The sequence below is a fragment of the Pseudomonas sp. SWRI81 genome (assembly GCF_014268545.1).
Classification (GTDB): Bacteria; Pseudomonadota; Gammaproteobacteria; order Pseudomonadales; family Pseudomonadaceae; genus Aquipseudomonas; species Aquipseudomonas hamedanensis.
On sequence record NZ_JABWQS010000014.1, the window covers coordinates 19,084 to 41,512 of the forward strand.

The 22,429-nt window shown below is 60.0% G+C and carries 15 protein-coding genes; 9 read left to right on the forward strand and 6 right to left on the reverse strand.

The features are described 5' to 3' along the window. Nucleotides 1-44: 44 nt before the first annotated feature. From cobG to HU765_RS11480, 5 genes are all read left to right on the forward strand, one after another. Nucleotides 45-1,343 (forward strand): precorrin-3B synthase, encoded by a 1,299-nt coding sequence (gene cobG, locus HU765_RS11460; RefSeq protein ID WP_276569375.1) that lies wholly within the window; start codon nt 45-47, stop codon nt 1,341-1,343. Further along, nucleotides 1,336-1,962, forward strand: a complete 627-nt coding sequence (locus HU765_RS11465; protein ID WP_186620507.1) for a precorrin-8X methylmutase — start codon at nt 1,336-1,338, stop codon at nt 1,960-1,962. Before cobG ends, HU765_RS11465 begins: the two co-directional genes overlap by 8 nt. After that, on the forward strand, nt 1,962-2,693 hold the full coding sequence (locus HU765_RS11470; RefSeq protein WP_186620620.1) for a precorrin-2 C(20)-methyltransferase: 732 nt from the start codon (nt 1,962-1,964) through the stop codon (nt 2,691-2,693). Before HU765_RS11465 ends, HU765_RS11470 begins: the two co-directional genes overlap by 1 nt. After that, a complete protein-coding gene (gene cobJ, locus HU765_RS11475; protein ID WP_186620511.1) occupies nt 2,693-4,393 on the forward strand; it encodes a precorrin-3B C(17)-methyltransferase in 1,701 nt (566 codons plus the stop codon). Before HU765_RS11470 ends, cobJ begins: the two co-directional genes overlap by 1 nt. 440 nt (nt 4,394-4,833) lie before the next feature. After that, the gene (locus tag HU765_RS11480) at nt 4,834-11,799 is read left to right on the forward strand and encodes a TcdA/TcdB pore-forming domain-containing protein (protein WP_238344691.1); all 6,966 of its coding nucleotides are present in this window, start codon (nt 4,834-4,836) and stop codon (nt 11,797-11,799) included. 67 nt (nt 11,800-11,866) lie between these two features. Here the strand turns inward: HU765_RS11480 and HU765_RS11485 are convergent, their stop codons facing one another. Further along, complete coding sequence (locus HU765_RS11485; RefSeq protein ID WP_025111770.1) at nt 11,867-12,463, reverse strand: MarC family protein; 597 nt, start codon at nt 12,461-12,463, stop codon at nt 11,867-11,869. A gap of 233 nt (nt 12,464-12,696) precedes the next feature. Between HU765_RS11485 and HU765_RS11490 the strand changes: the two genes are divergently transcribed. From HU765_RS11490 to HU765_RS26800, 4 genes are read left to right on the forward strand one after another with little or no spacing between them, the layout of a single operon-like run. Next, nucleotides 12,697-13,497 (forward strand): hypothetical protein, encoded by an 801-nt coding sequence (locus HU765_RS11490; RefSeq protein ID WP_186620515.1) that lies wholly within the window; start codon nt 12,697-12,699, stop codon nt 13,495-13,497. Between the two features lie 56 nt (nt 13,498-13,553). Further along, complete coding sequence (locus HU765_RS11495; protein WP_186620519.1) at nt 13,554-14,255, forward strand: hypothetical protein; 702 nt, start codon at nt 13,554-13,556, stop codon at nt 14,253-14,255. After that, complete coding sequence (locus HU765_RS26795) at nt 14,252-14,539, forward strand: hypothetical protein (RefSeq protein WP_238344692.1); 288 nt, start codon at nt 14,252-14,254, stop codon at nt 14,537-14,539. Before HU765_RS11495 ends, HU765_RS26795 begins: the two co-directional genes overlap by 4 nt. Before the next feature lie 36 nt (nt 14,540-14,575). Next, the gene (locus HU765_RS26800; protein ID WP_238344693.1) at nt 14,576-14,890 is read left to right on the forward strand and encodes a hypothetical protein; all 315 of its coding nucleotides are present in this window, start codon (nt 14,576-14,578) and stop codon (nt 14,888-14,890) included. Between the two features lie 22 nt (nt 14,891-14,912). Here the strand turns inward: HU765_RS26800 and HU765_RS11505 are convergent, their stop codons facing one another. The 5 genes from HU765_RS11505 to dusB all read right to left on the reverse strand — a co-directional run bounded on the left by HU765_RS11505 (nt 14,913) and on the right by dusB (nt 22,247). Next, nucleotides 14,913-17,687, reverse strand: a complete 2,775-nt coding sequence (locus HU765_RS11505; protein ID WP_186620520.1) for a response regulator — start codon at nt 17,685-17,687, stop codon at nt 14,913-14,915. Between the two features lie 99 nt (nt 17,688-17,786). Next, nucleotides 17,787-19,082, reverse strand: coding sequence for a phosphoribosylamine--glycine ligase (gene purD, locus HU765_RS11510; RefSeq protein WP_186547499.1), 1,296 nt, complete (start codon nt 19,080-19,082; stop codon nt 17,787-17,789). Between the two features lie 146 nt (nt 19,083-19,228). Next, nucleotides 19,229-20,836, reverse strand: a complete 1,608-nt coding sequence (gene purH, locus HU765_RS11515) for a bifunctional phosphoribosylaminoimidazolecarboxamide formyltransferase/IMP cyclohydrolase (protein WP_186547497.1) — start codon at nt 20,834-20,836, stop codon at nt 19,229-19,231. 83 nt (nt 20,837-20,919) lie between these two features. After that, a complete protein-coding gene (gene fis, locus HU765_RS11520) occupies nt 20,920-21,240 on the reverse strand; it encodes a DNA-binding transcriptional regulator Fis (RefSeq protein WP_003221275.1) in 321 nt (106 codons plus the stop codon). Then, nucleotides 21,237-22,247 (reverse strand): tRNA dihydrouridine synthase DusB, encoded by a 1,011-nt coding sequence (gene dusB / locus HU765_RS11525; RefSeq protein ID WP_186547495.1) that lies wholly within the window; start codon nt 22,245-22,247, stop codon nt 21,237-21,239. The genes fis and dusB overlap by 4 nt, the downstream gene beginning before the upstream one ends. Between the last annotated feature and the right edge of the window lie 182 nt (nt 22,248-22,429).

Here is a 22,429-nt window from a genome sequence, read left to right on the forward strand (position 1 = left end):
GCGCCTTCGCCACACAACCGGTCAGCCCCTTGAACGAACGCCCGATGTCCACCGCCTTACGCCCCTCGGCCTGCCCGGGGTTGCTGCGTATCGTCCAGGCACTGGACGGCGGCATCTGCCGGATCAAGCTCGATGGCGGTTCGATCAGCGCCGCTCAAGCCGAGGCCGTGGCTGCCGCCGCCGAGCAGTTTGCGGGCGGGGCGATCGAAGCGACCAATCGCGGCAATCTGCAGATTCGCGGGATCGGTGAGCAATCGGCAGCACTGATCGCCAGTTTGCTCGCCGCGGGCCTAGGGCCAAAGAACGCTGCCGGCGACGATGTGCGCAATCTGATGCTCAGCCCCACGGCCGGGGTCGACCGGCAGATGCGTATCGACACGCGCCCGCTCGCGGAGCAAGTCCTCGACACCTTGCAAAGCCATCCGCGCTTCCATGAGCTGAGCGCCAAGTTCGCCGTGCAACTGGACGGCGGTGAAGCGCTGGCGATGCTCGAACATCCCCATGATCTATGGCTGTCGGCGTTCGAGCGTGAGGGCGAAGTCCTCTGGGCGTTTGGTCTGGCCGGTTGCCCGACGGATCGCGCACTGGGCGCGGTGACGCTGGATAACGGCCACGCGCTGGTGGTCGCCGTGCTCGAAGGGTTCCTCGACATGGCCCGACCAGAGCAGACGCGCATGCGCCATCTGCTCGACGAATTACCAAGGCTCGCATTCCTTGACCAGTTGCGCGAGCGGGTGCCAGTCAAACCGATCAGCAACTGGCAGCGCTCGACTTCGGCAGACGCGCTGCACATCGGCGCGCATCAACAAAACGCGCATGGTCGGTGCTACGTCGGCGCGGTGCCGCCACTGGGGCGACTCGATCCGGCGATGCTGCGCGGCGTGGCGCAACTGGCTCGTCAGTTCGGCGACGGCAGCCTGCGTTTCACACCGTGGCAAAGCCTGCTGGTGCCAAACGTGCAGACGACCGATACCGACAAGGTGCTGGATCAATTGCAGGCGCTGGGTCTGTTGATTGATTCAGCCGAACCGCTGGCACGCGTGATTGCCTGCACCGGAGCCGATGGCTGTGGCAAAGGCCTGGCCAACACCAAACAGGATGCTCGCCAACTGGCGTCTCGGCTACCGGCGGGGCTCAGCGTGCACCTCTCGGGCTGCTCACGCTCCTGCGCCGCGGCCCACTGCGCGCCGGCGACGTTGCTGGCAGTAACCCCCGGTCATTACGACCTCTATTTTCGCAATGCAGACGCGCCCGGTTTCGGCGCGTTGCACGCACGCAATCTTACTATTGAAGCGGCCGCAGCTTTGCTCGACGCCCGCTCCCGGAGCCCCCTTGATGCTTGATTACATCCGCGACGGTCAGGAGATCTATCGCAACTCCTTCGCGATCATTCGCCGCGAGGCCAATCTGGCGCGCATCCCTGCCGATCTGGAAAAACTCGCGGTGCGAGTGATCCACGCCTGCGGCATGGTCGAGGCCGTCGACAGTCTGCAATTCTCCGAGGGCGCGGGCCAGGCCGGGCGCGCTGCGTTGGCCGCCGGTGCGCCGATTCTGTGCGACGCGCGTATGGTTTCCGAAGGCGTAACCCGCACGCGCCTGCCGGCCAATAACCCAGTGATCTGCACCTTGCGCGACGACAGCGTGCCAGAGCTCGCTCGCGAACTGGGCAACACCCGCTCGGCAGCGGCGCTGGAGCTGTGGCGTCCGCACCTGGAGGGCAGCGTGGTGGTGATCGGCAATGCGCCGACCGCGCTGTTCTATTTGCTGGAAATGCTCGATGCCGGCGCACCGAAACCGGCGCTGATTCTCGGTTTTCCGGTGGGTTTTGTCGGTGCCGCCGAGTCGAAAGCGGCCCTGGCTGCCGACAGCCGGGGTGTGCCGTTCGTGATCATGCAAGGGCGTCTGGGCGGTAGCGCCATGGCCGCCGCCGCCGTCAATGCCCTCGCCACGGAGATCGAATGATGCAGGCAAAAGGACGTTTGATTGGCCTGGGTGTCGGTCCCGGTGATCCGGAACTGATTACGGTCAAAGCCTTGCGCCTGCTGCGCGAATCGCCGGTGGTGGCGTACTTCGTTGCCAAGGGCAAAAAGGGCAACGCCTTCGGCATCATCGAAGCGCACCTGCAGGATGCGCAGAACCTGCTGCCGCTGGTGTACCCGGTGACCACCGAAGCGCTGCCGGCGCCGCTGTCTTACGAACAAGTGATCAGCGATTTCTACGACGAAGCGGCCGTGGCCGTGGCTGCGCATCTGGACGCTGGCCGAGATGTGGCGGTGATTTGCGAAGGCGACCCGTTTTTCTACGGTTCCTATATGTATCTGCACGACCGCCTCGCCACGCGTTACGAAGCGCAAGTGGTGCCCGGCGTATGCTCGATGCTCGGTGGTGCTTCGGTGCTCGGCGCGCCGCTGGTGTATCGCAATCAGAGCCTGTCGGTGCTGTCCGGTGTGCTGCCCCACGAAGACCTGAAACGACGGCTGGCCGATGCCGATGCTGCGGTGATCATGAAGCTGGGGCGCAATTTCCCCAAAGTACGTCAGGTGCTTGAAGAACTGGGTCTGGCCGAACGTGCGTTGTACGTCGAGCGCGCGACCATGGCCAACCAGAAAATCGTGCCGCTGGATCAGGTCGAGCCGATGTCGTCGCCGTACTTCTCGCTGATCATCGTCCCGGGCGAACGGTGGCAAGGTTGATGAGCCAATCGACTCCCGCCATCGTCATTCTCGGCCAAGGCAGCCTCGCCACGGCCCGACGCATCCAGCAGGTCTATCCGGCGGCGCAGATCCACGGCCTCGCCGGGCGGGTCGACGGCGCCGATTGCTCGTATCAGGAATTTGGCGCGACCCTGCGCACGTTGTATCAGCAGGACACGCCGATCATTGCCCTGTGTGCGGCGGGCATCGTCATCCGCACGCTGGCGCCGCTGCTGCTGGAGAAGGGCGCCGAACCCGCAGTGCTGGCGATAGCCGAAGACGGCAGCGCGGTGGTGCCGTTGCTCGGCGGGCTGGGCGGGGTCAACGTCATGGCGCGTGATATCGCGGCCGCGCTGCAAGTCGCGCCGGCGATCACCACCAGCGGTGAGTTGCGCTTCGGCACCTGCCTGCTCAATCCGCCGAGCGGTTATGCGCTGGCGGATCTGGAGTCGGGCAAGCGCTTTGTCTCGGACCTGCTGGCCGGACACAGCGTGCGCATCGAGGGCGCGGCGCCGTGGCTGGATCAGGCGCAGTTGCCGCAGGATCCACAGGCGCAGCGCTCGATCCATGTCGGCAGCGCCGAACGTGAGGCGAGTGCCAACGAACTGCTGATCTACCCGCGCAGTGTCGCGGTGGCGGTGAGTGCTGAAGTGGCGAACCTGCCGAACGCCGTTCGCACTGCGTTGCAGCAGGCAAATGTCGCCGTGCCGGCACTGGCCTGCCTGGTGGCGGCCGATACCGACATGGCTTCGGCGAACGTGCACCAGGCTGCGCTTGAACTGGGCGTGCCGCTGCGCTTCGTCGCGGCGCAAAGCGATCTTCAGGCATTAGCGCGTGTCGCAGTGCCTGAAGCGAACGTGATTGGCATTGAAAATTTCGCGGTGGCGATTGCCGAGCAACCGCTGGACGTGTCGCGAATCGGCCGTCCACGCGGTCGTCTCGCGGTGATTGGCCTGGGCCCCGGCGCCGCCGAGCTGATGGTGCCGGCGGTGAAAGCCGAACTGGCCCGCGCCACCGACGTGCTCGGTTATGAAACCTACGTGCGCATGGCCGGCCCGTTCCGCGACGATCAGGTGCAGCACTGCACCGACAACCGCGAAGAAATGCAGCGCGCCCGCCACGCCTTCAGGCTGGCTGCCGAAGGGCGCTCGGTGATCGTGGTGTCGTCCGGTGACCCGGGCGTGTTCGCGATGGCCGCGGCGGTGCTCGAAGCGCTGCATGAGTCGGACGATCCCGCCTGGCACCGTGTCGATCTGGAGATTTTGCCGGGTGTGTCCGCGTCGCTCGCGACCGCTGCACAGGCCGGCGCGCCACTGGGCCACGATTTCTGCGTCATGTCGCTATCGGACAACCTCAAGCCCTGGTCGATTATCGAGAAACGCCTGGACCTGGCCGCCGAAGCGGATCTGGCCCTCGCGTTCTACAACCCGATCTCCCGTGCCCGTCCGTGGCAATTAGGCCGCGCGCTGGAGATCGTCGCGCAGCACCGCCGGCCGGAAACACCGGTGGTGTTGGGACGCGACATTGGACGCCCGGGCCAGACCTTGCGCACCACCACGTTGGGCGCATTGACTGCCGATCAGGTGGACATGCGCACCATGGTGCTGATTGGATCGTCGACGACGTGCACCTTCGCTCGCGCAACGGGCGGGGAGTGGGTTTACACGCCGCGCTGGTATGGACAGAAGCCTGTTTCCTGAGCCGTGCGCCCAAGGCCATTTGTAAGCAAGTAACTGTGGCGTGACATCCAGTCGAATGTCCCGCTTGTGTGCCAATATTCAAATTGAAGCCGCGTTTCGCTCTGGAACGCGCTTTCTTTTGTTCTTGGAAATAATCTGCTAGTGCGCATAAGTTGCAGGATCGTTCGTTGAGCTGGTGCAGTTGTTGTAACTTGTTTCTCACGTAATCAATTGAGTCGTTTGCTGTTTGAAATGTGGTTGATGGCGCAATAACTTGGTCCGGACTTTAATTCAGATCAAGGGCGAAGTTCATGGCGGTTAAAAGCGCGGATGTGCAGCAATTCAATATTTTTTCGATAGAGGATTACGCGGCGCTGAAAAAGGAATTCCAGGCGTTTGCTGACACTGTCGAGTACAGGTCGCTGACTGCGCTGTTTGAAAGTTTGTCTCAGCCAATAACCATGGCCGATAAACTTCGGGCACTCAGCCTGTTTCGGGAGAGCCTCGAGTTATTGTTATCGCGCAAGCCATCGCCCGTGCCGCCGGCGATCAATAAAGTGCGAAGCGAATTGCAGGACTCCATTGCTCGCCTGTCTGCAACGCTGAGTATTCTCGCTGACGCCCCCCAGCCAGTGCCAAAAATCATGCATTTCGTCTGGGTTGGCGGCAGTCAAGTGGGCGCTATCCAGCGCGATTACATGAACGTCTGGCGCCGGGTGCTGGAACCTCAGGGTTACCGGTTCAACCTCTGGTATGACAGCGATGCGTTGCTGGCTTTTGAAATGAATCGGGTGATTCATGATAGCGCGCGAGCCCATGCGATGGAGTCCGGAGGCGATAAGGTGAGCCGGGCGGATGTGCTGTCGCAAATGATCGAAGACCGTGCACGGGTATTGAAACAGCAGATGTTTGCCTACTTGCAGCACCCCCGCTGGCAAGGCAAGGCAGACCAGGCCCGGATTGACTTGATGGTTCGCGCTTACGGTAAAGACCGGACAACCCTTGAAGCCTTCCGCCAGCAGTGTTTGCAGACTCATCAGGCGATGATCGGTAACGACTTGCTGCTGCGCGATGTCCGTCACGAATTCGCCGGGCATTTTTTAGCCGATGTCTATCAACGCGAAGTGGGCATGCGCGGCAACTTTGCGGCGGCGAGCGATGTTGTGCGGTTGCAAGCCTTGTATCTGGAGGGCGGTCGTTACAGTGACATGGATTACTTGCCGCCGCTGGCTGAAAAACCTGGCGATGTTGATATCAGTGGGTATGACGAGAAACAGCGACTTGGTCTATTGCAGCTTTTACTTAACCACGATGAGACATTGATGCCGGGTCGTGATCGTCTGCGCTATGCCGATCGAACGGATACCTTGCCCACCAGGGACAAAGATGCGCTTCTCGCTTTTGCGCGTAGTAAACCAGGGATCGAACAGATATTTGTCGCGCCGGTTGATGTGTTCAGTCCTGCCCATGGTTTGCGTATGGGTACTCAATTTGATAGAGAAATGAATGCTCATCTATTGGCGCAGCCGCAAAGCGGCATGACGCTCGCCGTGATGGAGTTGGTCCGGTTTAACTATGACTGCCTCGATGCTGTGCAGCATTTGGCTACCGCGTCAGCGGTTGATTGGTCGCAGACCGATGGAATGCTCGACGTTATAGAAAAGGTGATGAGCGAGAAAATCGAGAAAGCGCAACTTACGTATACACAGCAGCAGTTTCTCGGCAAGTTGGGCGAGGCGATTATCGGTTACTACCGTGACGGCATTCGCATTGGCGCACGAGGCACTATCGCTCTTACGGGACCTGGTGCGGCGATTACTGGCACAAAGAACTTTATAGAAACCCATCTTCTGCCGCGCGATGAAGTCAACATTCAAGAACACTTGAGGCTGGCTGATGGTTATAACGTTCAGACCGAAGAGGAGTTGATATCTGGCTGGACTGTCAATGCCGACGAAGATCAATGGCTGGTCAACGAGCAGGAAAAATGGCAAGCCGGCAAACTCAAGTCTCGCTATGCCGGTCAGTTGGCAGAGTTGTTGAAGCAGCAGACCCTCATCTTTAAACAAGGCTGGCCCGTCATCGAAGGCAAACCGGTGCTGCTGACAACGGTGCTGCAGCAACTGACGGATCAGTTGGGCGAGCCGTTTATTCGCGCCATGGCCGAGAAGTTGAGTGGCGATGTCCGCTTTGATAAAGCCTTTTCCATCGGCTTTGATGTCCGCGAGCAAATCCTCGCGCAACCGCAAGGCGAGCTGCCAGTTTCTCATGGTGCCGAGACCGCGAGCAATGTCAACGAACTGCTGACTCAGTTGGCCAACGGCAAACTGACCCCGGAACACCTCAGCCCTCGTCAGCGCGTCATGCTCGGCGCGATATTCGCGGCCGACAGTCTGGATGCCGCAGGTTTTGCCGGCGCCTGGCAAGCGGCCGTGGACCTCGCCCGGCGCACCGAAACCGGCGGCTTGTTCGCCCGCTACAACGCCATCGAAAACCTCCTCCGTCAGGGCAAATCACCGATGTTCGAGGCCGGGCTTGCCCGTGGTCTGGCGTCTGATACGCAAACGGCGCGGGAGCTGAAGGTGCGTGCCTTGAATGAACCACTCACCGTGCAGCAGTGGGGGGAGCGCATCGGGCAGATCAACCGCACCGCGCAACGCGAATACCACCGGCAAATTTTCAAGCGCGGCGGGCAGGTGCGTGAAGCCCTGTTCAAGGCCGGTGCCGTTTCCGCGCGGCAGGTGCCCCAGGACCTGTTGATGATGACCTCTGGCGATCCGGGCCGGCGTTGTTATCCGCTGGCCTTGTTGATGGCCGCGGCACTGACGGCCGGTGATTCCGCCGAACGCGCAGTGATCGGCCGGGTGGCGAATGCCAGCCTGATGCCAGACGACGCCGATGCGCGCGCGCTGCTGCTGACGCTGGATGAGCTGCAGACCACCGCGTTCGATAAAGTTGGCCAACCCCGTGGCACACACGATTTGCACCGCGTCATGCAAACGCTAGAGGGCAAAACGGCGCCAGCCGTCCTGTTGCTAGACACCGGTAATCACGCATTGCTGGTGGCGAAAATCTCGCTCGCGGGCGCGACGGTTTATCGCTTGTATGATCCGAACTTTGCGCTCTACGGATTTTCCTCGGTCGAGCAACTGCAACAAGGCATGCAGGCCAGCCTCGGCGCCAATCAGAAAGAAATCGCCAGGCTCTATGGACTGGCCGATGCGAGCAATCCGTCATTTAATGTAATCGAGCTGAACACCACGGCGATTGCCGAAAAAGTTTTGTCGTCGAACCTGCGGGTTGACCGGTTCCTGCAGAGCACTCCTGCCACCGACCTGCAAACCACGACCGTGTGGGAGAAGCAGGCTGTCGCACGGACGCGCTCGCTTGACGATAACTCGCGAATGGGCCAGAGCCTGGCGCAACTGGATGCGCGCTACTGGGCCGGCGAGTTCGATCAGGCCACCCGGCAATTGCGCAGCGAACACGCCGTCGGGCGGGAATATCTGCCTCTGCTTGAGACCGTCAAGGTTGCAGATGATGGCGGCTACAGCGTGACATTGGTCGACTCGCGCAACCCGCTCAATACCCTTGAGGTCGTGACCCGAGACGCGCGTTTCAGCCGTATCAAAAAACACCTCGGTCAACTGATCAACGCCGTGGCGGGTAAGCCAGGGGCCGCGGGAGAGGCCGACGGTGGCAGCCGCTTGAGTTTTGCCTTTGCGATCCAGGCGTTGATCACTGAAATGCGTCATCGCGATTATCAGGGCAGTGACGGCCCGCCGGCCCTGGCGGTCGCCCTTCAGGTTCAGGTGTACGTCGGTTATGCGCAACTGGGGTTTGGCGTTGTCAGCGACGTGGTGCAGATCGGCCGGTTGGTGCGTCAGGTGGTGTCCGGGGAGCAAGCGTTGCGCCAGGCTTCTCTGGCCGGGCGGCTGGCGGCGCGTGCCGCTACGAGTATCGGTGTAGCCTTTTCCGTGGCCAATATCGGCTTCGATATCTACAACCTGGCGCTGGCCGAAAATCACGAGCAGCGTTCGCGGTTTTCCACGTCGCTGGCATTCAACGTGGCAGCATTGGGCCTGGATGTGGCCGCACTGGCTGTGGGCGGAGCAGTGGGGGCGGTGGCGGCATCGTTGTCGATACCGCTGCTGGGTATCGGCATTGGTGCGACCGCCATCGCCAGCAATCTTGGGCAGATCATGGACAAGGCTGCCGGCATTGGCATGCTTTTGACTGAAATTTATAACGCTTATCAACTGTCCTATGAGTCCAGCGGATCAGTCCTGCAGTTTCCGCCTCAAGCGGTGATCACCGAGCTCAACCTGCTGGACAGAAGGGTCAAGTTCGATGGGCAGAAGTTTTATCCCTGGAAGGGCGGTCCCCTGGAGTTGCCGCAGTTCGACAGCGATCCGGCTAACCGACACAACTCTATCAATATCCCCCGTGCATTCCAGCGCCCCGCAGTCGGCAGCGTCTGGGGAACTTTGCCCGAAGTTGTCGTGCTGCCATGTTCGCCAACTTGCTATTACGGTTATGAATATCAGCTGGGCAGTGCCGGGTACGCACCTTTTTCTGTCACCCGCTATCCGCAGTTGCACGACACGCTGGCGCAACAACTGGAATACGACGCCCACGGCAACCGGTTGTTCTATCTGTTCAGCACGCCTTCGTTGCCGCACATACTTTACAAACTGTACCCGGTCTATATGCCCACGACCGTCAAGGTGCAATTGGCCGAGCCAGTACGCCAGTTGGTGGTTCCGGATTTGCCGCCGGAGTGGAAGGCAAAGATTTCTTACGAGGTGATTGCGCCGCAAGGGCAATACCATATCCGCCTCACGCCAGGCCTGGTGGCCGTAAACTTTGACCAGGCACACGGCTGGGAACAGGTCACCTGGACGGTGCAGGCGCTCTGGGTGCGGGTGGCGCAAATCCGTTTCGTTGAAAAGCCAGCGCAAAGCATCGATAGCGCGCCGGGACTCCGCGTCGATGGTATCGCGCTGAACAGATTCGACGGTTTTATCGAACTGGCCGAAGGGCTGTTCCGGATCGACTGGCTGAGCCGCAGCCTGCACCTTGTCGCCATCACGCTCGACTATGCAAAAGACTCGGAAAAAGCGTCGGCTCAGGTCGGTTCTGCGGGCCAGACGCCCAGCGCAATCCCGCCGTCCGTTCTGCTCTACCTGCGCGATCAGGTGAAAAACAAGCGATCGATCCCGGCTTATGTGCCGTTGCTCAAATTTCGGGTGCCGTTCAATTCAGCGAGTCAGCCGGTCTTCACCACGGCTTATTACGACACGGCAAGGGATCGGCTGCTGTATGCGCGCAATCTGCCCAAGGACGTCAACGAGGGCTTGATGTTGGGAGGCGTGAGCCCACGCCATGCGTGGTTTTACCATCCGGACCATGCAACCGTCTGGCGGGCCGATGCGCTCACCGGAACTGTCGTGCAGTGCTACCGTTTGAAGAATCCGCAGGAAGGATCAACCATTGTCGAATGCCGGCAGTCTGCCGATGGCACGTTGCATGTCTCGCAAAAGCTTGCAGGGAGCGATCTCTATGGCGTGACCACTGTTGAATACCGGATAACCGAGCAGGCTGTTGAGCTGACCGGCTGCAAAGTCAGGTTCTCGTCAGAGAACTATAGTTTCCAGCCGCAAGCAGCACTTCGATACATTGATGTCCCCTTTGAGGACGCAACGGCGGGCAAGACTGTGCAAGTCAGCGAATGGTCCTATGCGCCGTTCATTTTCGTCGAAGGCTACGCAGTATCGCGGGTGTGGGACCGGGCCTGGATCAACATGAGGACGGGCAAGCGTTGCCAGGCCGAGCATAACCTCGGTTGGCCCGAGGACATGCAGATACTCCTGCCTTCCGACCCGCAAAACAGTGCGGTGCTCTTCTACAGCAAACAAGACCGGACGCTCAGTCGCGGTATCGAACCCCGTGTCGGCTATTTCGAAAACGTGGTCATCGAACGCGATGTGGTCGAGATTACCCAGACCGACAAACACTACATCGCCACCAAGGCTGACGGTCGACTGTACGAGATCGACATTATCGACGTGCCTCCTGCTGCCTCTATACCGGATGCGGTTGCACTTGAGTACGCAATGCCCCCTCTCACTAACAGGAGCGACGAACAATGGCGCGACCGCAAGGACAACCCCGGGATCCTCAGATTCGCGGGAGTGGGTCAGCATTGGCTCGGGCGCAATCCTGACTGGCTGAGTGCGTTACCTGCGCTGGCCAAAGAATACAAAGCGTCGCCATTCCCGATCATTGGCCTGAGCGGTGTCAGCGGTGATGTTTTGCTGGCCGCGTGGTGCATCGAGGAGAAAGTCGCGCTGGCCGATCTTGGTCACGCCAGGGAGTTATCGCTACTCGGTCTGACGCCTGACAAAGACGCGGTCTGGTTGCTCGATGTGACAGCGGGGCAGCTTTATCGCCAGCCGCTGGTCACCATCGAAGCGCTGCACGGGGCTTTTGCGTCGGGTCATCGACTGCTCGATTCCGGGCAATTGGTCAAGGCGCAGAAGGTCTGGCCGCAATGGGTTTTTACTCAAGTGCAACGACAGGGGGAAGCATTGATCGCGCAAACCCGCGACGGCGTGAACCTGCAGTTGCTGGATAACCAGCCTGCCAGGATCATCGGCGTGGAAAACCGTTGGTCGTCGATGCCTGAGCAGACTGAGGAGCAATTGCGCGCACGCTTGAGAACCCTGCTTAGCGGGCATGATCACGCGCCGGTCCTGCAAGTCGAGCGCTTTGCTGACCGCTACGCCTACTACGTTGCGGAGCTTGATCATCTGTTCGTTCTCTCGGGTCGCAGCGACGGGCAGTGGGCGGTTTTCCTCGGCACGCGCGGGGCTGAATCTCCGCTGCTGTTCGATCCGGTCGATCAATTGATTTTCACCGCAGATCCGAAAGAACACGTCTGGCTGCCGGAAAGTTATGCGCATCGCGACGAAGAGGTCATGGCACTAGAGGTGGGCGATGAACTCACAGAGGTTTCGGCATTGCTGCCCGAAGGCATCGACACGCTGCTGCTGACCTACGGTGCGCAAACGGTCGGTTACCGGATTTCGCAAGAGGACTGGCAGCGTCTGGCGTGCATCGTGGTCGATGTGCGGCGTCCCGGCGCGGCGGCAACGACAGAACCGTGCCTGCTGGATCTTGGTTTGGAGGCGTGCGGGCACTGGCTGCTGTCGCGGGTCGAAGCCAATGTGGTTCTCACCGATCCGGACACCGGGCGCAGTCTGATCGTGCGCAACTTTATTGCGCAGGACTCACTGGAAATGGCCGTCGGCATAGCCGGTGAAAAAGTCATCTTCGCACTGGCTGACGGGCTGAAGGCCTTTGCAACCGTGCGCGGCGATGAATCGATCGCGAGCCTGGCAGCGGTGGTGCAAGCGCTGCGCTGAGGTCTCATGCACTGCTCGACCAAACGCCGCAAACGTTTCCGTTTGCGGCGTTGCGCTGTGCCAGCGCTCAAGGCACCAGATAACCCTTCACTCCAGTAAAGATAATCTGCGCCGCTAAAGCACAGACAAACAACCCCATCAAACGGCTGACAATCTGCAAGCCCTGGTCGCCGAGAATCCGCTCGATACGATTGGACAGATACAGCACAACGCCCACTGTGAAACTTGCCAGCGCAATACTCATGATCGCGGTGAGTTTGTCGTCCCAGTGCGGCTGGCTGACGCCCATCACCAGCAGTGCGCCGATGGTGCCGGGGCCCACCGTCAACGGAATGGTCAGCGGCACAATGGTCACGTCCTGCTGCACATTATCAGCCTGCACCGCCGGTTTGCCCTGGGCCATGCCCAGCGCCGAAATGAACAGCACGCTGCCGGCGCCGATGCGAAACGCATCCACGGTGATGCCGAACACATCGAAAATCACTCGTCCGAACAAATACAGCAAAACGCTTGAAACCAGGGTTGCCACCGCAACCTTCCAGGCCAGGCGCCGTTGCTCCTTGCGCGAATACCCACGGGTCAGGCTGATAAAACAGGACAATACGAAGAACGGGCTGTAGAGCACCAGCATCTTCAGGTAAACGCTGAACAGCACATGAAGCATGGCCTTGTCTCGCTGCAAGTAGTGAGTGGGTTGGAGTCTATCAGTCGCGCAAGGGCTTGGGGTATCGGCTTTTAAATGAACAGGTCCGCTGCTTTTTAGTCTTTGTTAGTTGTGCAGGGGGGGGCTTTGATAATGGGTGTTACATGTTTTTGTTTGTGCAGTGGTGGGGGGCTTGGCTATTGTTGTTTTGCAAGTTCATGAGGGCTTGTTTAAATATAAATAAGGAAATAAAAGTGAATAGTCTAGTGCTGCAACAAAGCTATGTAGCCAATTGCGTTAATGATCTGCAATGCTATGAAATTGACGAAGAGTTTGTTATTCAAAGTCGCAGTGCTTCGCTTGGGCTGAACTCAGGCGACGCTGTAGAGGCCCCGACCAAGGGCTCCATTGTCGGCGAAGGTATCTTGTCCTTCTCGGGAAACATCAGTGGTGAAAACCGATCCGACGCACAAAACGCCTTTCTCTTCGCCAGCCTTGTCGCTAACAAGAAATACCCTCGCGAAGATCAAGGGCGAGAGTGGTACATGCTGTTCCGCGACGTCATGACCAGTGCGGGCTGGACGCCTATCAGCAAATACTACAGCGATCTGCAAATCTCGGGCACCAGTGTCCGGATGGACAAGCTGGTGCTCGAAATCCTCGGCTCGGTCATTGCTGGCGTTGCCCTGCCAGGCCCTTCGACGGCGCTGATGCTGAAGGTGGCGGGAGACGCGATCGCCGCTCTGACGAAACGTGATACCGCATTGACCCTTTATGAGCGCAATGTGCTGAACAATGGCGTAGGCGGTATTTCGGCAGGCGCGTGCACCGAAGTAAACGGCGAAGCCATCATGGCGGTTGGAGCGGTTCGTTTTCTGCGCCGTAACACTTCGACCAAAGTGCTGTTTGTGGATGTAGATGTCCGTGACGTGAAGTTGTACCGCGGCGAAACGGTGTTTGAAAAGAACACCTTGGTCGCTAATGCAGCTCGCGAGACAATCAAGAACAGGCTGGGCCTTAACGTTGTGTCGAAGATCGAAGAATATGACATCTGATTAATTAAAAAAGGCAGTCATGATGACTGCCTTTTTTTTGTTGGGGAGGAAGTAATATGGAGAGCGAGTATTCAACTCTGGTTGTCGGTGCGTGTATATTGATAGTTCCTGAGCATGAAGGGCAGGAAGTTTACAGTGAGTTGATCGAGGCGACGTTGCTGGCGCAGTTGGTGGCCAATAAACAGGCCGAGAATAATCTGCATATCAATTGGTACAGCGCTTACGTGCAGGTTCTCGATGATTTCTGGCTGCGCCAGCAAAAATCAAAACAAACGTGGCAGATCAACAGCACCACTGCAGAAACGGCGTTGCAACTGTTTACCGTGGCGTTGCCCCGTCATGCGCCGCTGCAACAGCGTGTAATGGCCACCATCCTGGCGAAGATTGCACAATTGCCGAGCGACGACGCGGCCCTCCAACGGCTGCACAGTTACATGAACAAGCCTGCAGCGGCTGGTTCGAGCGATTTGCCAGCGACGATGACGCCGGTGCGTTTGCTGGTTATTTGCGCGGATTCTCCCACCTCGATCACAAGCGTCTACGTCGAGTTCAAGACGCGAGAAGCGTTAACCCCCAATCCATTTCAACAGATCTATCAAGCGGGCGATATTCAAGGTCCGGTTCAGGTGCATCACGCCCGGGCGAACCTTTCCGAGACCCGGTATGGGGTCGCGCGCGATGCGATTGCCAGGAAAGTCGCGGACAGGCTTGCCGGCAGTGTGGCGGTATTGACGTTGCCAAAGGAAATTACACCATGACAGAACTGATTGCGCCGCAGGCTGCGGTGGTGGGAGGCAGCGTCGTGGCATTCGCCAACGGCGTGCAAGCATCCCAGCGAGAGGACATCTACATGAGCACCGCTTTTGCGCAAAACGCGACGCGAGCGGCGTTACGGGATGGGCTGGTGGGGGACTGGTTCACGTACTACAGGAACGTGCTCAGGGTTATCGGGTGGGACGTGCCGAAACCAACTGCATTGACACCGTCTGGTGCTCGGATGGCCGGTCAGGCAGTCCAAGGCATCGAGACTGTCATCGGCTAGGCGTATTCCGAGCCTGTGCGGCGTGCGCTGCTGGCCATGGAGCGCAACACATCGGCGCTCAAACTGTTCGAGGACACAAGCCTGCGCGGCAATGTCGGCTACTTTCAAATGATTCCCTGCCTCCCGAGCGGCCCGAACAAAGTGCAGATGGGCATTTATCACCGGCAATTTCAGGTCAGGCAACAGGTCAGCGGTTTTCTCTTCGGTGGCAATCCGGCAATTATCCACAATAGCGTTGAACAGATTGCTGTCATTACCTTCAACATTTTGCATTACGCCCAGTTTCGGGAAAAGGTAAAAAAGTCAGTGGTGTCTGGCTCGCTCAAATACCTGAGTAGCCTCGACATCTGATCGAAGGGCGGCGCGAACTCATTCAGAAGGTCGATGCTGTTCGATTCTGCTGATCGCGTTGCGCGACCCAGTGTTCGATCAGCTCGCGCAACTGCGACAGCTCGACGGGTTTGGACATGTGCCCGTCCATGCCCGCCTGACGCGCGCGTTCCTTGTGTTCGGCAAGGATGTGCGCCGTCAACGCGACGATCGGCGTGCGGATGCGCTGGTTGCTGACTTCCCAGGCCCGCAGCTGCTGGGTCGCGGAGAAACCATCGAGGATCGGCATCTCACAGTCCATCAGCACCAGATCGTAACGCTGGGCCTTCATCGCTTGCAGCGCCTCTTCACCGTTGCTGGCGGTATCAGGTTGCAAGTTGAGCTTGCCGAGCATGCCGCGAATCACTTTGGTCGAGATCGTGTTGTCTTCGGCGACGAGGATGCGGAAGTCGCTTGGCACCTTGGCGGCGGTGGCGGCCGTGACGACTTGCGGCTGGAATACCACCTGACCTTTGTTGCGCTGGTTGAGTTCGTCGGCGAGGGTGGTCTTGAGGGTGTAGCCGGCCACCGGTTTGGCCAGAATGCGCTTGATCCCCGAATTGCGCGCGATGATTTTGCTCGGCGCATTGCTGATGCCGGTGAGCATGATCAGCAGAATGTCGTGGTTAAGGCTCGGGTCTTCCTTGATCTTGGCCGCAAGCTGCATGCCGGTCATGCCGGGCATGTTCTGGTCGAGCAGGACCACGTCGAAATAGTCGCGCAGGTGCGCTTTGGTGCGCAGCAACGCCAGCGCTTCTTTGCCCGAAGGCACGGCGCTGACATTCAGGCCCCAGGCGCTGCATTGCTGCACCAGCACTTTACGGCAGGTGTCGTTGTCGTCGACCACCAGCACCCGTGCGCCTTGCAGCGGGCTGTCCAGATCCGAGGTCGGGTGTTCCAGGCGGTCCGGGTCCAGCGGCAGGGTCAGCCACAAGGTGCTGCCCGCCGTGGCGCCGCTCTTGATACCGAACTCGCCGTGCATCAGGCGAATCAGTTGCCGGGCAATCACCAGGCCGAGATTGCCGCCCAGGCGATTGGCCGAAAGAAAGTGTTTGCTGTGCAGCTCGGCGTGCATCAGCGCATCGCGTTCTTCCGCCTCCATCGGCACGCCGCTGTCCTGCACGGCGATGCGCAGGCGCGGCTTGCTGCTGCGCTCATCGAGGGCGACGACGATCAGCACTTCGCCTTCGTCGGTTTTTTTCAGGGCGTTTTCCAGCAGGCTCAGCAGGGTCTGGCGCAGGCGCGTCGGATCGCCGCTGATCACGCGCGGCACTTGTGGCTGGATAAAACTGATCAGCTCGACGTTCTGCTGCTCGGCCTTGGCCCGGTAGATGCTCAGGCAGTCGTCGATCAGGGCGTTGAGGTCAAACTGTACGTCGTCCAGTTCGATCTGCCCGGATTCGAGCTTGGAAATATCGAGGATCTCGTTGATCAGGGTCAGCAGTTCGTTGCCAGCGCTGTGGATGGTTTGTACGTAGTCGCGTTGCTTGACCGAGAGCGGCGTGCCGAGCAGCAACTCGGTCATGCCCAGTACGCCGTTCATCGGGGTGCGGATTTCGTGGCTGATCTTGGCGAGGAATTCGGCTTTGGCGTTGATCTCGGCATTGCTCGCGGCGAGGTCGCGGCTGATGCTGAAACGGCTTTCGGTGATGCTGCGCTGTCGCTCGCCCAGGGCGATGCTCATCAGCAGGCCGCTGATGCAGATGAACACCATCAACGTCATGATCAGGCCTTGCGGCGCGACCAGGGTCAATCCCAGCAACGCCGGAAGGATGATCAGCGTGCCGATGTTGAACACCACCATCGCCGCGACGAACAGACGCGCCGGCCGGTAGCCTTTCTGCCAGTGGTAGAACCCCACCAGCAACATGCTCAGGCCTGCCAGCGCCACCAGCGCATAGGTGATGATGTTCAGCGGCAGCGTGTTGACGAACAGCAACAGCAGGCTGCACGTCACGATCAGCACAATGTCTGTCAGCAACAGCTTGTTCAGCGGGTGCGGCCCGAGCGGGGAGAAGAAGCGCAAGGCGAACATCAGCCCGGCCGGAGCGGTCAGCAGCAACGCCAGATAGGCGCCGGGTGTCTGCAACGCATGCCAGTTCGGCAACCACGGCCCGGCCAGATTGAGCAACAGCAGCAGACTCAACCCGAGCAGACCTTCACAGACCGCCAGCCACAGGCTGCTGCGCGAGCGGGAATAGGCGTAGCGCACCAGATTGTGCAGCAACAGCATGCCCAGACAACCGAACAGCAGGCCGAACACCAGCGTCTGGGTCTGACTGGCCGCGCTGACCACCGCCGACTGCAGGGTGATGTGCGGGCGCAACTGATGGTCGGAGACCATGCGCAGATAAACGTCGAGGGGCTTGTCGCTCAGCGGCAGCGGCAGCATGAAGTCGCTGCTCGGCAGGGGCCGCTCAGCCTGTGGCTGGTCGGTGCCGGTGTTGCGTTGCTCGATCAGCTTGTCGCCGTCGAGCACGTAAAGATTGAGCTGTGACAGGTCAGGGGCAAAGATGCGCAGCACTTGTTCATGCTTGCCCGGTGCCAGCCTGAAACGCAGCCACAAGGCCCCCTCGGGTTCGGCCGCCGTGAGGCGCTCAAGATCGATGGGGCTGAATTGATTGGTGTAGCGAGGGGAGCGGATATCGCTCAGTTGCAGGCTGCCCTGATCGTCAAGCAATACCGACCAGCCACTGCCTTGGGCGGCCTGGGCCGGGAGCATGCAGAGCAGGGTCAGCAAAGTGACGGTGAAGCTTATGGCATTCCTGAGCCAGCGCACGGCGAGATCCCTTCGTAGGTTGAAGCCAGAATATAACGATGCGCGACGGCGGAACAGCCCGGCGAGCAATGGCATTGCGCGCCGGGCGAGGTGGACATCTTATTCCTGGATTTCGCCACGTTCACGGGCAATGGCGCGGTAGCCGATGTCCTTGCGGTAGAAACAGCCTTGCCAGTCGATGGCCGCCGCGAGTTTATAGGCTTGCTGCTGGGCTTCGCTGACGCTTGCGCCCATGGCGGTGGCGCAAAGTACGCGACCACCGGCGGTGACGACATTGTCGTCCTTCAATGCGGTACCGGCGTGGAAGACTTTACCTTCCAGATTCGCGGCAGCCTCCAGGCCGTTGATCGCTGCGCCCTTGGCGTAATCGCCCGGGTAGCCGCCAGCGGCCAGCACGATGCCGACACTCGGACGCGGATCCCACTGTGCTTCGACTTTATCCAGCGCTTGTGCCAGTGCGGCTTCGACCAGCAAGACCAGGCTCGATTGCAGCCGCAGCATCACCGGTTGGGTTTCCGGATCACCGAAGCGGCAGTTGAATTCGATGACCTTCGGATTGCCCGCCTTGTCGATCATCAGACCGGCGTAGAGGAAACCGGTGTAGACATTGCCTTCTTCTGCCATGCCACGCACGGTCGGCCAGATCACCAGGTCCATCACGCGCTGATGCACGTCGGCGGTCACCACCGGGGCAGGGGAGTAAGCGCCCATGCCGCCGGTGTTCGGGCCGCTGTCGCCGTCGCCGACGCGTTTGTGATCCTGGCTGGTGGCCATCGGCAGGACGTTCTTGCCGTCGACCATGACGATGAACGAAGCTTCTTCGCCGTCGAGGAATTCTTCGATGACCACGCGCGAACCGGCATCGCCGAACGCATTGCCGGCGAGCATGTCACGCACGGCGTCTTCGGCTTCGGCCAGGGTCATGGCAACGATCACGCCTTTGCCCGCAGCCAGGCCGTCGGCCTTGATCACGATCGGCGCACCTTTTTCACGCAGATAAGCCAGGGCCGGCTCGATCTCGGTGAAGTTCTGGTAATCGGCGGTCGGGATCTTGTGACGGGCGAGGAAATCCTTGGTGAAGGCTTTCGACCCTTCCAGTTGCGCAGCGCCGGCGGTCGGACCGAAGCAGTCCAGGCCACGGGAACGGAACAGATCGACCACGCCAGCGACCAGCGGCACTTCCGGGCCGACGATGGTCAGGGCGACGTTTTTCTCGGCGAAGTCGGCCAGTTGCTCAAGAGCGAGTACGTCGATGGCAACGTTTTCGCACTTGGCTTCAATGGCGGTACCGGCGTTGCCCGGCGCAACAAAGACTTTCTGCACGCGCGGATCCTGAGCCACTTTCCAGGCCAGGGCGTGTTCACGGCCACCGCTGCCAATGATCAAAACATTCATTTCAAAAACCTCAAATTCTGTAGACGCCGCAGGTGCGCTTTATGTGGGAGCGGGCTTGCTCGCGAATGGGCCTGTCAGTTGATGCAGCTTTGACTGATACACCGCCTTCGCGAGCAAGCCCGCTCCCACATTTCGTTCCGGTTGAATCAGTGACGGAAGTGGCGCATGCCGGTGAACACCATGGCGATACCGGCTTCATCAGCAGCAGCAATCACTTCAGCGTCACGCATCGAGCCACCCGGCTGGATCACGGCGGTAATGCCGACCTTGGCCGCGTTGTCCAGACCATCGCGGAACGGGAAGAACGCATCGGAGGCCATCACCGATCCGGCAACCTGCAGACCGGCATGCTCAGCCTTGATTGCAGCGATGCGCGCCGAGTTGACGCGGCTCATCTGGCCGGCGCCGACACCGATGGTCTGGCGGTTCCTGGCGTAGACGATGGCGTTGGATTTAACGTATTTGGCAACTTTCCAGGCGAAGATCAGGTCGTGGATTTCCTGTTCGGTCGGGGCGCGTTTGGTCACGACTTTCAGGTCATCGGCGCTGATCATGCCGATATCGCGGCTCTGTACCAGCAGACCACCGTTGACGCGCTTGTAGTCCCAGGCAGCAGCGCGGTCAGCCGACCACTCGCCGCAGGCCAGCAGGCGCACGTTGGCTTTGGCCGCGACGATGGCGCGGGCTTCTTCACTGACCGATGGCGCGATGATCACTTCAACGAACTGACGCTCGACGATCGCCTTGGCGGTCTCGGCATCCAGTTCACGGTTGAAGGCGATGATGCCGCCAAAGGCCGACTCGGTGTCGGTGGCGTAGGCCAGTTCGTAGGCCTGACGGATACCGCCTTCGGCGTCCGGGCTGACAGCGACGCCGCACGGGTTGGCGTGCTTGACGATCACACAGGCTGGCTTGACGAAGCTCTTCACGCATTCCAGCGCAGCGTCGGTGTCGGCCACGTTGTTGTACGACAGCTCTTTGCCTTGCAGCTGGGTCGCGGTGGCGATGCCGACTTCGGCAGGTTTGGCTTCAACGTAGAACGCCGCGCTCTGGTGCGGGTTCTCGCCGTAGCGCATTTCCTGAGCCTTGATGAACTGGCTGTTGAAGGTGCGCGGGAATTCGCTGCGACCTTCGGTGGTCAGGGTTTCGGCCGCCTGATTCACGGTGCCCATGTAGTTGGCGATCATGCCGTCGTAGGCGGCAGTGTGTTCGAAGGCCTTGAGCATCAGGTCGAAACGCTGGGCGTAGGTCAGGCCACCGGCCTTGAGGTTTTGCAGGACATCGGCGTAATCGCTGGCATTCACCACGATCGCTACATCTTTATGGTTTTTTGCTGCGGAACGGACCATGGTCGGGCCGCCGATATCGATGTTCTCGATGGCGGTCGGCAGGTCGCAGCCTGGCTTGTTGATGGTGGCTTCGAACGGATAGAGGTTGACCGCCACCAGATCGATCGGCTTGATGCCGTGCTCGCTCATGATCGCGTCGTCGATACCGCGACGACCGAGGATGCCGCCGTGGATTTTCGGGTGCAGGGTTTTCACCCGGCCGTCCATCATCTCGGCGAAACCGGTGTAATCCGCGACTTCCACTGCGGCAACGCCGTTGTCGCGCAGCAACTTGAACGTTCCGCCGGTGGAGAGGATCTCGACGCCCAGGGCTTCAAGCTCCCTGGCGAATTCGAGGATCCCGGTCTTGTCGGAAACGCTGATCAAGGCGCGGCGGATCGGCAGGCGGGTAGTCTGGTCGGTCATCTCAATTTCCATCAAAAGCAAAGGAAGTCAGCAAAAAAGGCGACCGTTTTTTACGCGGGCGCCTTTCTGGTTTGATTGAATGCTTACAGCAGATCGTACTGCTTGAGTTTCTTGCGCAGTGTGCCGCGGTTCAGTCCCAGCAGCTCACTGGCCTTGGTCTGATTGCCCTTGACGTAGTTCATCACGCTTTCGAGCAGGGGCGCCTCGACTTCGGAAAGCACCAGGTTGTACACGTCCGTGACGGACGCGCCCTCAAGGTGGGCGAAATAATTGTGCAGCGCCTTCTCGACACTCCCGCGAAGGGTCTGGCCTTCTTCGCTCGGCGTATTGAGGTGCTGTTTCAAATTCACGTTGTCGCTCACGGGTGCTGTTCCACTCACTAAAGTCTCGGTCATCATCGTCATGCGGCCACCCCTTCTTCGTCCCCTGTCAGGCTCTTGTAACGCTCGGCGAAGAACTCCCGAACGTTGGCGCATTGTGTTTCCGTACCATCCAAACGATTGAAACGGGCGCGAAACTCCCTGGCGCCCGGCAAGGTTGCGAGATACCAGCCCACATGCTTGCGGGCAATGCGCACGCCCATCACGTCCCCATAGAAGGCGTGAAGGGCGGCCAGATGCTCAAGCAGAATGTGTTCCACTTCGATCAGCTCCGGTGCCGGCAATTGCTCGCCGGTACGCAGGAAGTGCTCGATCTCGCGAAAAATCCATGGCCGCCCCTGGGCGGCACGGCCTATCAGCAGGCCATCGGCACCGGTCGCGTCGAGCACGTAACGGGCCTTTTGCGGCGAATCGATATCGCCATTGGCAAACACCGGAATCGACACCGCCTGCTTGATCGCGGCAATCGTGTCGTACTCCGCTTCCCCTGTGTACAGATCGGCGCGCGTGCGGCCATGCACGGCCAGCGCGGTGATCCCGGCCTGTTCGGCGATTTTCGCCACGGTCAGGCCGTTCCTGTTGTCGCGATCCCAGCCCGTGCGGATCTTCAGGGTGACCGGCACATCGACTGCCGCCACGACGGCCTGCAGGATCTCGGTCACCAGTGCTTCGTCTTTCAACAACGCGGAACCGGCGGCCTTGTTGCAGACCTTCTTTGCCGGGCAACCCATGTTGATATCAATAATCTGCGCGCCCAGCTCGACGTTCGCCCGGGCCGCATCCGCCAGCATCTGCGCATCGCCACCGGCAATCTGTACCGAGCGTGGCTCGGGATCGCCTTCGTGGATCATGCGCATGCGCGACTTGCGGGTGTTCCACAGGCTCATGTCGCTGGTGACCATTTCCGAGACGACAAGCCCTGCGCCCAGACGCTTGCACAGCTGACGAAAGGGCTGATCGGTGACGCCCGCCATCGGGGCGAGAATCAAGCCGTTCTGCAATGTGTATGGGCCGATGCGTACCGCCGACATAGGACTTCCCTGAAGTGGGGCCGGATCATGAGAGTTCGAAAAAGGGTTGGCATGATACCCGCTCTCGATGACTGGTTAAAGGCTCAATTGAACAAAATCTGAACAGTTATTCCGTTATCGCCAGCGGTTTGGTTGCATGGGGTGCAGTCAGAAAACCGCCGTCAATCCGGAGCCGGTCCAGC

Bases quoted from the DNA above. Each gene is read 5' to 3' on its own strand.
- cobG (WP_276569375.1), top strand. From the start codon at position 45: ATGTCCACCGCCTTACGCCCCTCGGCCTGCCCGGGGTTGCTGCGTATC.
- HU765_RS11465 (WP_186620507.1), top strand. From the start codon at position 1,336: ATGCTTGATTACATCCGCGACGGTCAGGAGATCTATCGCAACTCCTTC.
- HU765_RS11470 (WP_186620620.1), top strand. From the start codon at position 1,962: ATGCAGGCAAAAGGACGTTTGATTGGCCTGGGTGTCGGTCCCGGTGAT.
- cobJ (WP_186620511.1), top strand. From the start codon at position 2,693: ATGAGCCAATCGACTCCCGCCATCGTCATTCTCGGCCAAGGCAGCCTC.
- HU765_RS11480 (WP_238344691.1), top strand. From the start codon at position 4,834: ATGGCCGATAAACTTCGGGCACTCAGCCTGTTTCGGGAGAGCCTCGAG.
- HU765_RS11485 (WP_025111770.1), bottom strand. From the start codon at position 12,463: ATGCTTCATGTGCTGTTCAGCGTTTACCTGAAGATGCTGGTGCTCTAC.
- HU765_RS11495 (WP_186620519.1), top strand. From the start codon at position 13,554: ATGGAGAGCGAGTATTCAACTCTGGTTGTCGGTGCGTGTATATTGATA.
- HU765_RS26795 (WP_238344692.1), top strand. From the start codon at position 14,252: ATGACAGAACTGATTGCGCCGCAGGCTGCGGTGGTGGGAGGCAGCGTC.
- HU765_RS26800 (WP_238344693.1), top strand. From the start codon at position 14,576: ATGGAGCGCAACACATCGGCGCTCAAACTGTTCGAGGACACAAGCCTG.
- purD (WP_186547499.1), bottom strand. From the start codon at position 19,082: ATGAATGTTTTGATCATTGGCAGCGGTGGCCGTGAACACGCCCTGGCC.
- purH (WP_186547497.1), bottom strand. From the start codon at position 20,836: ATGACCGACCAGACTACCCGCCTGCCGATCCGCCGCGCCTTGATCAGC.
- fis (WP_003221275.1), bottom strand. From the start codon at position 21,240: ATGACGATGATGACCGAGACTTTAGTGAGTGGAACAGCACCCGTGAGC.
- dusB (WP_186547495.1), bottom strand. From the start codon at position 22,247: ATGTCGGCGGTACGCATCGGCCCATACACATTGCAGAACGGCTTGATT.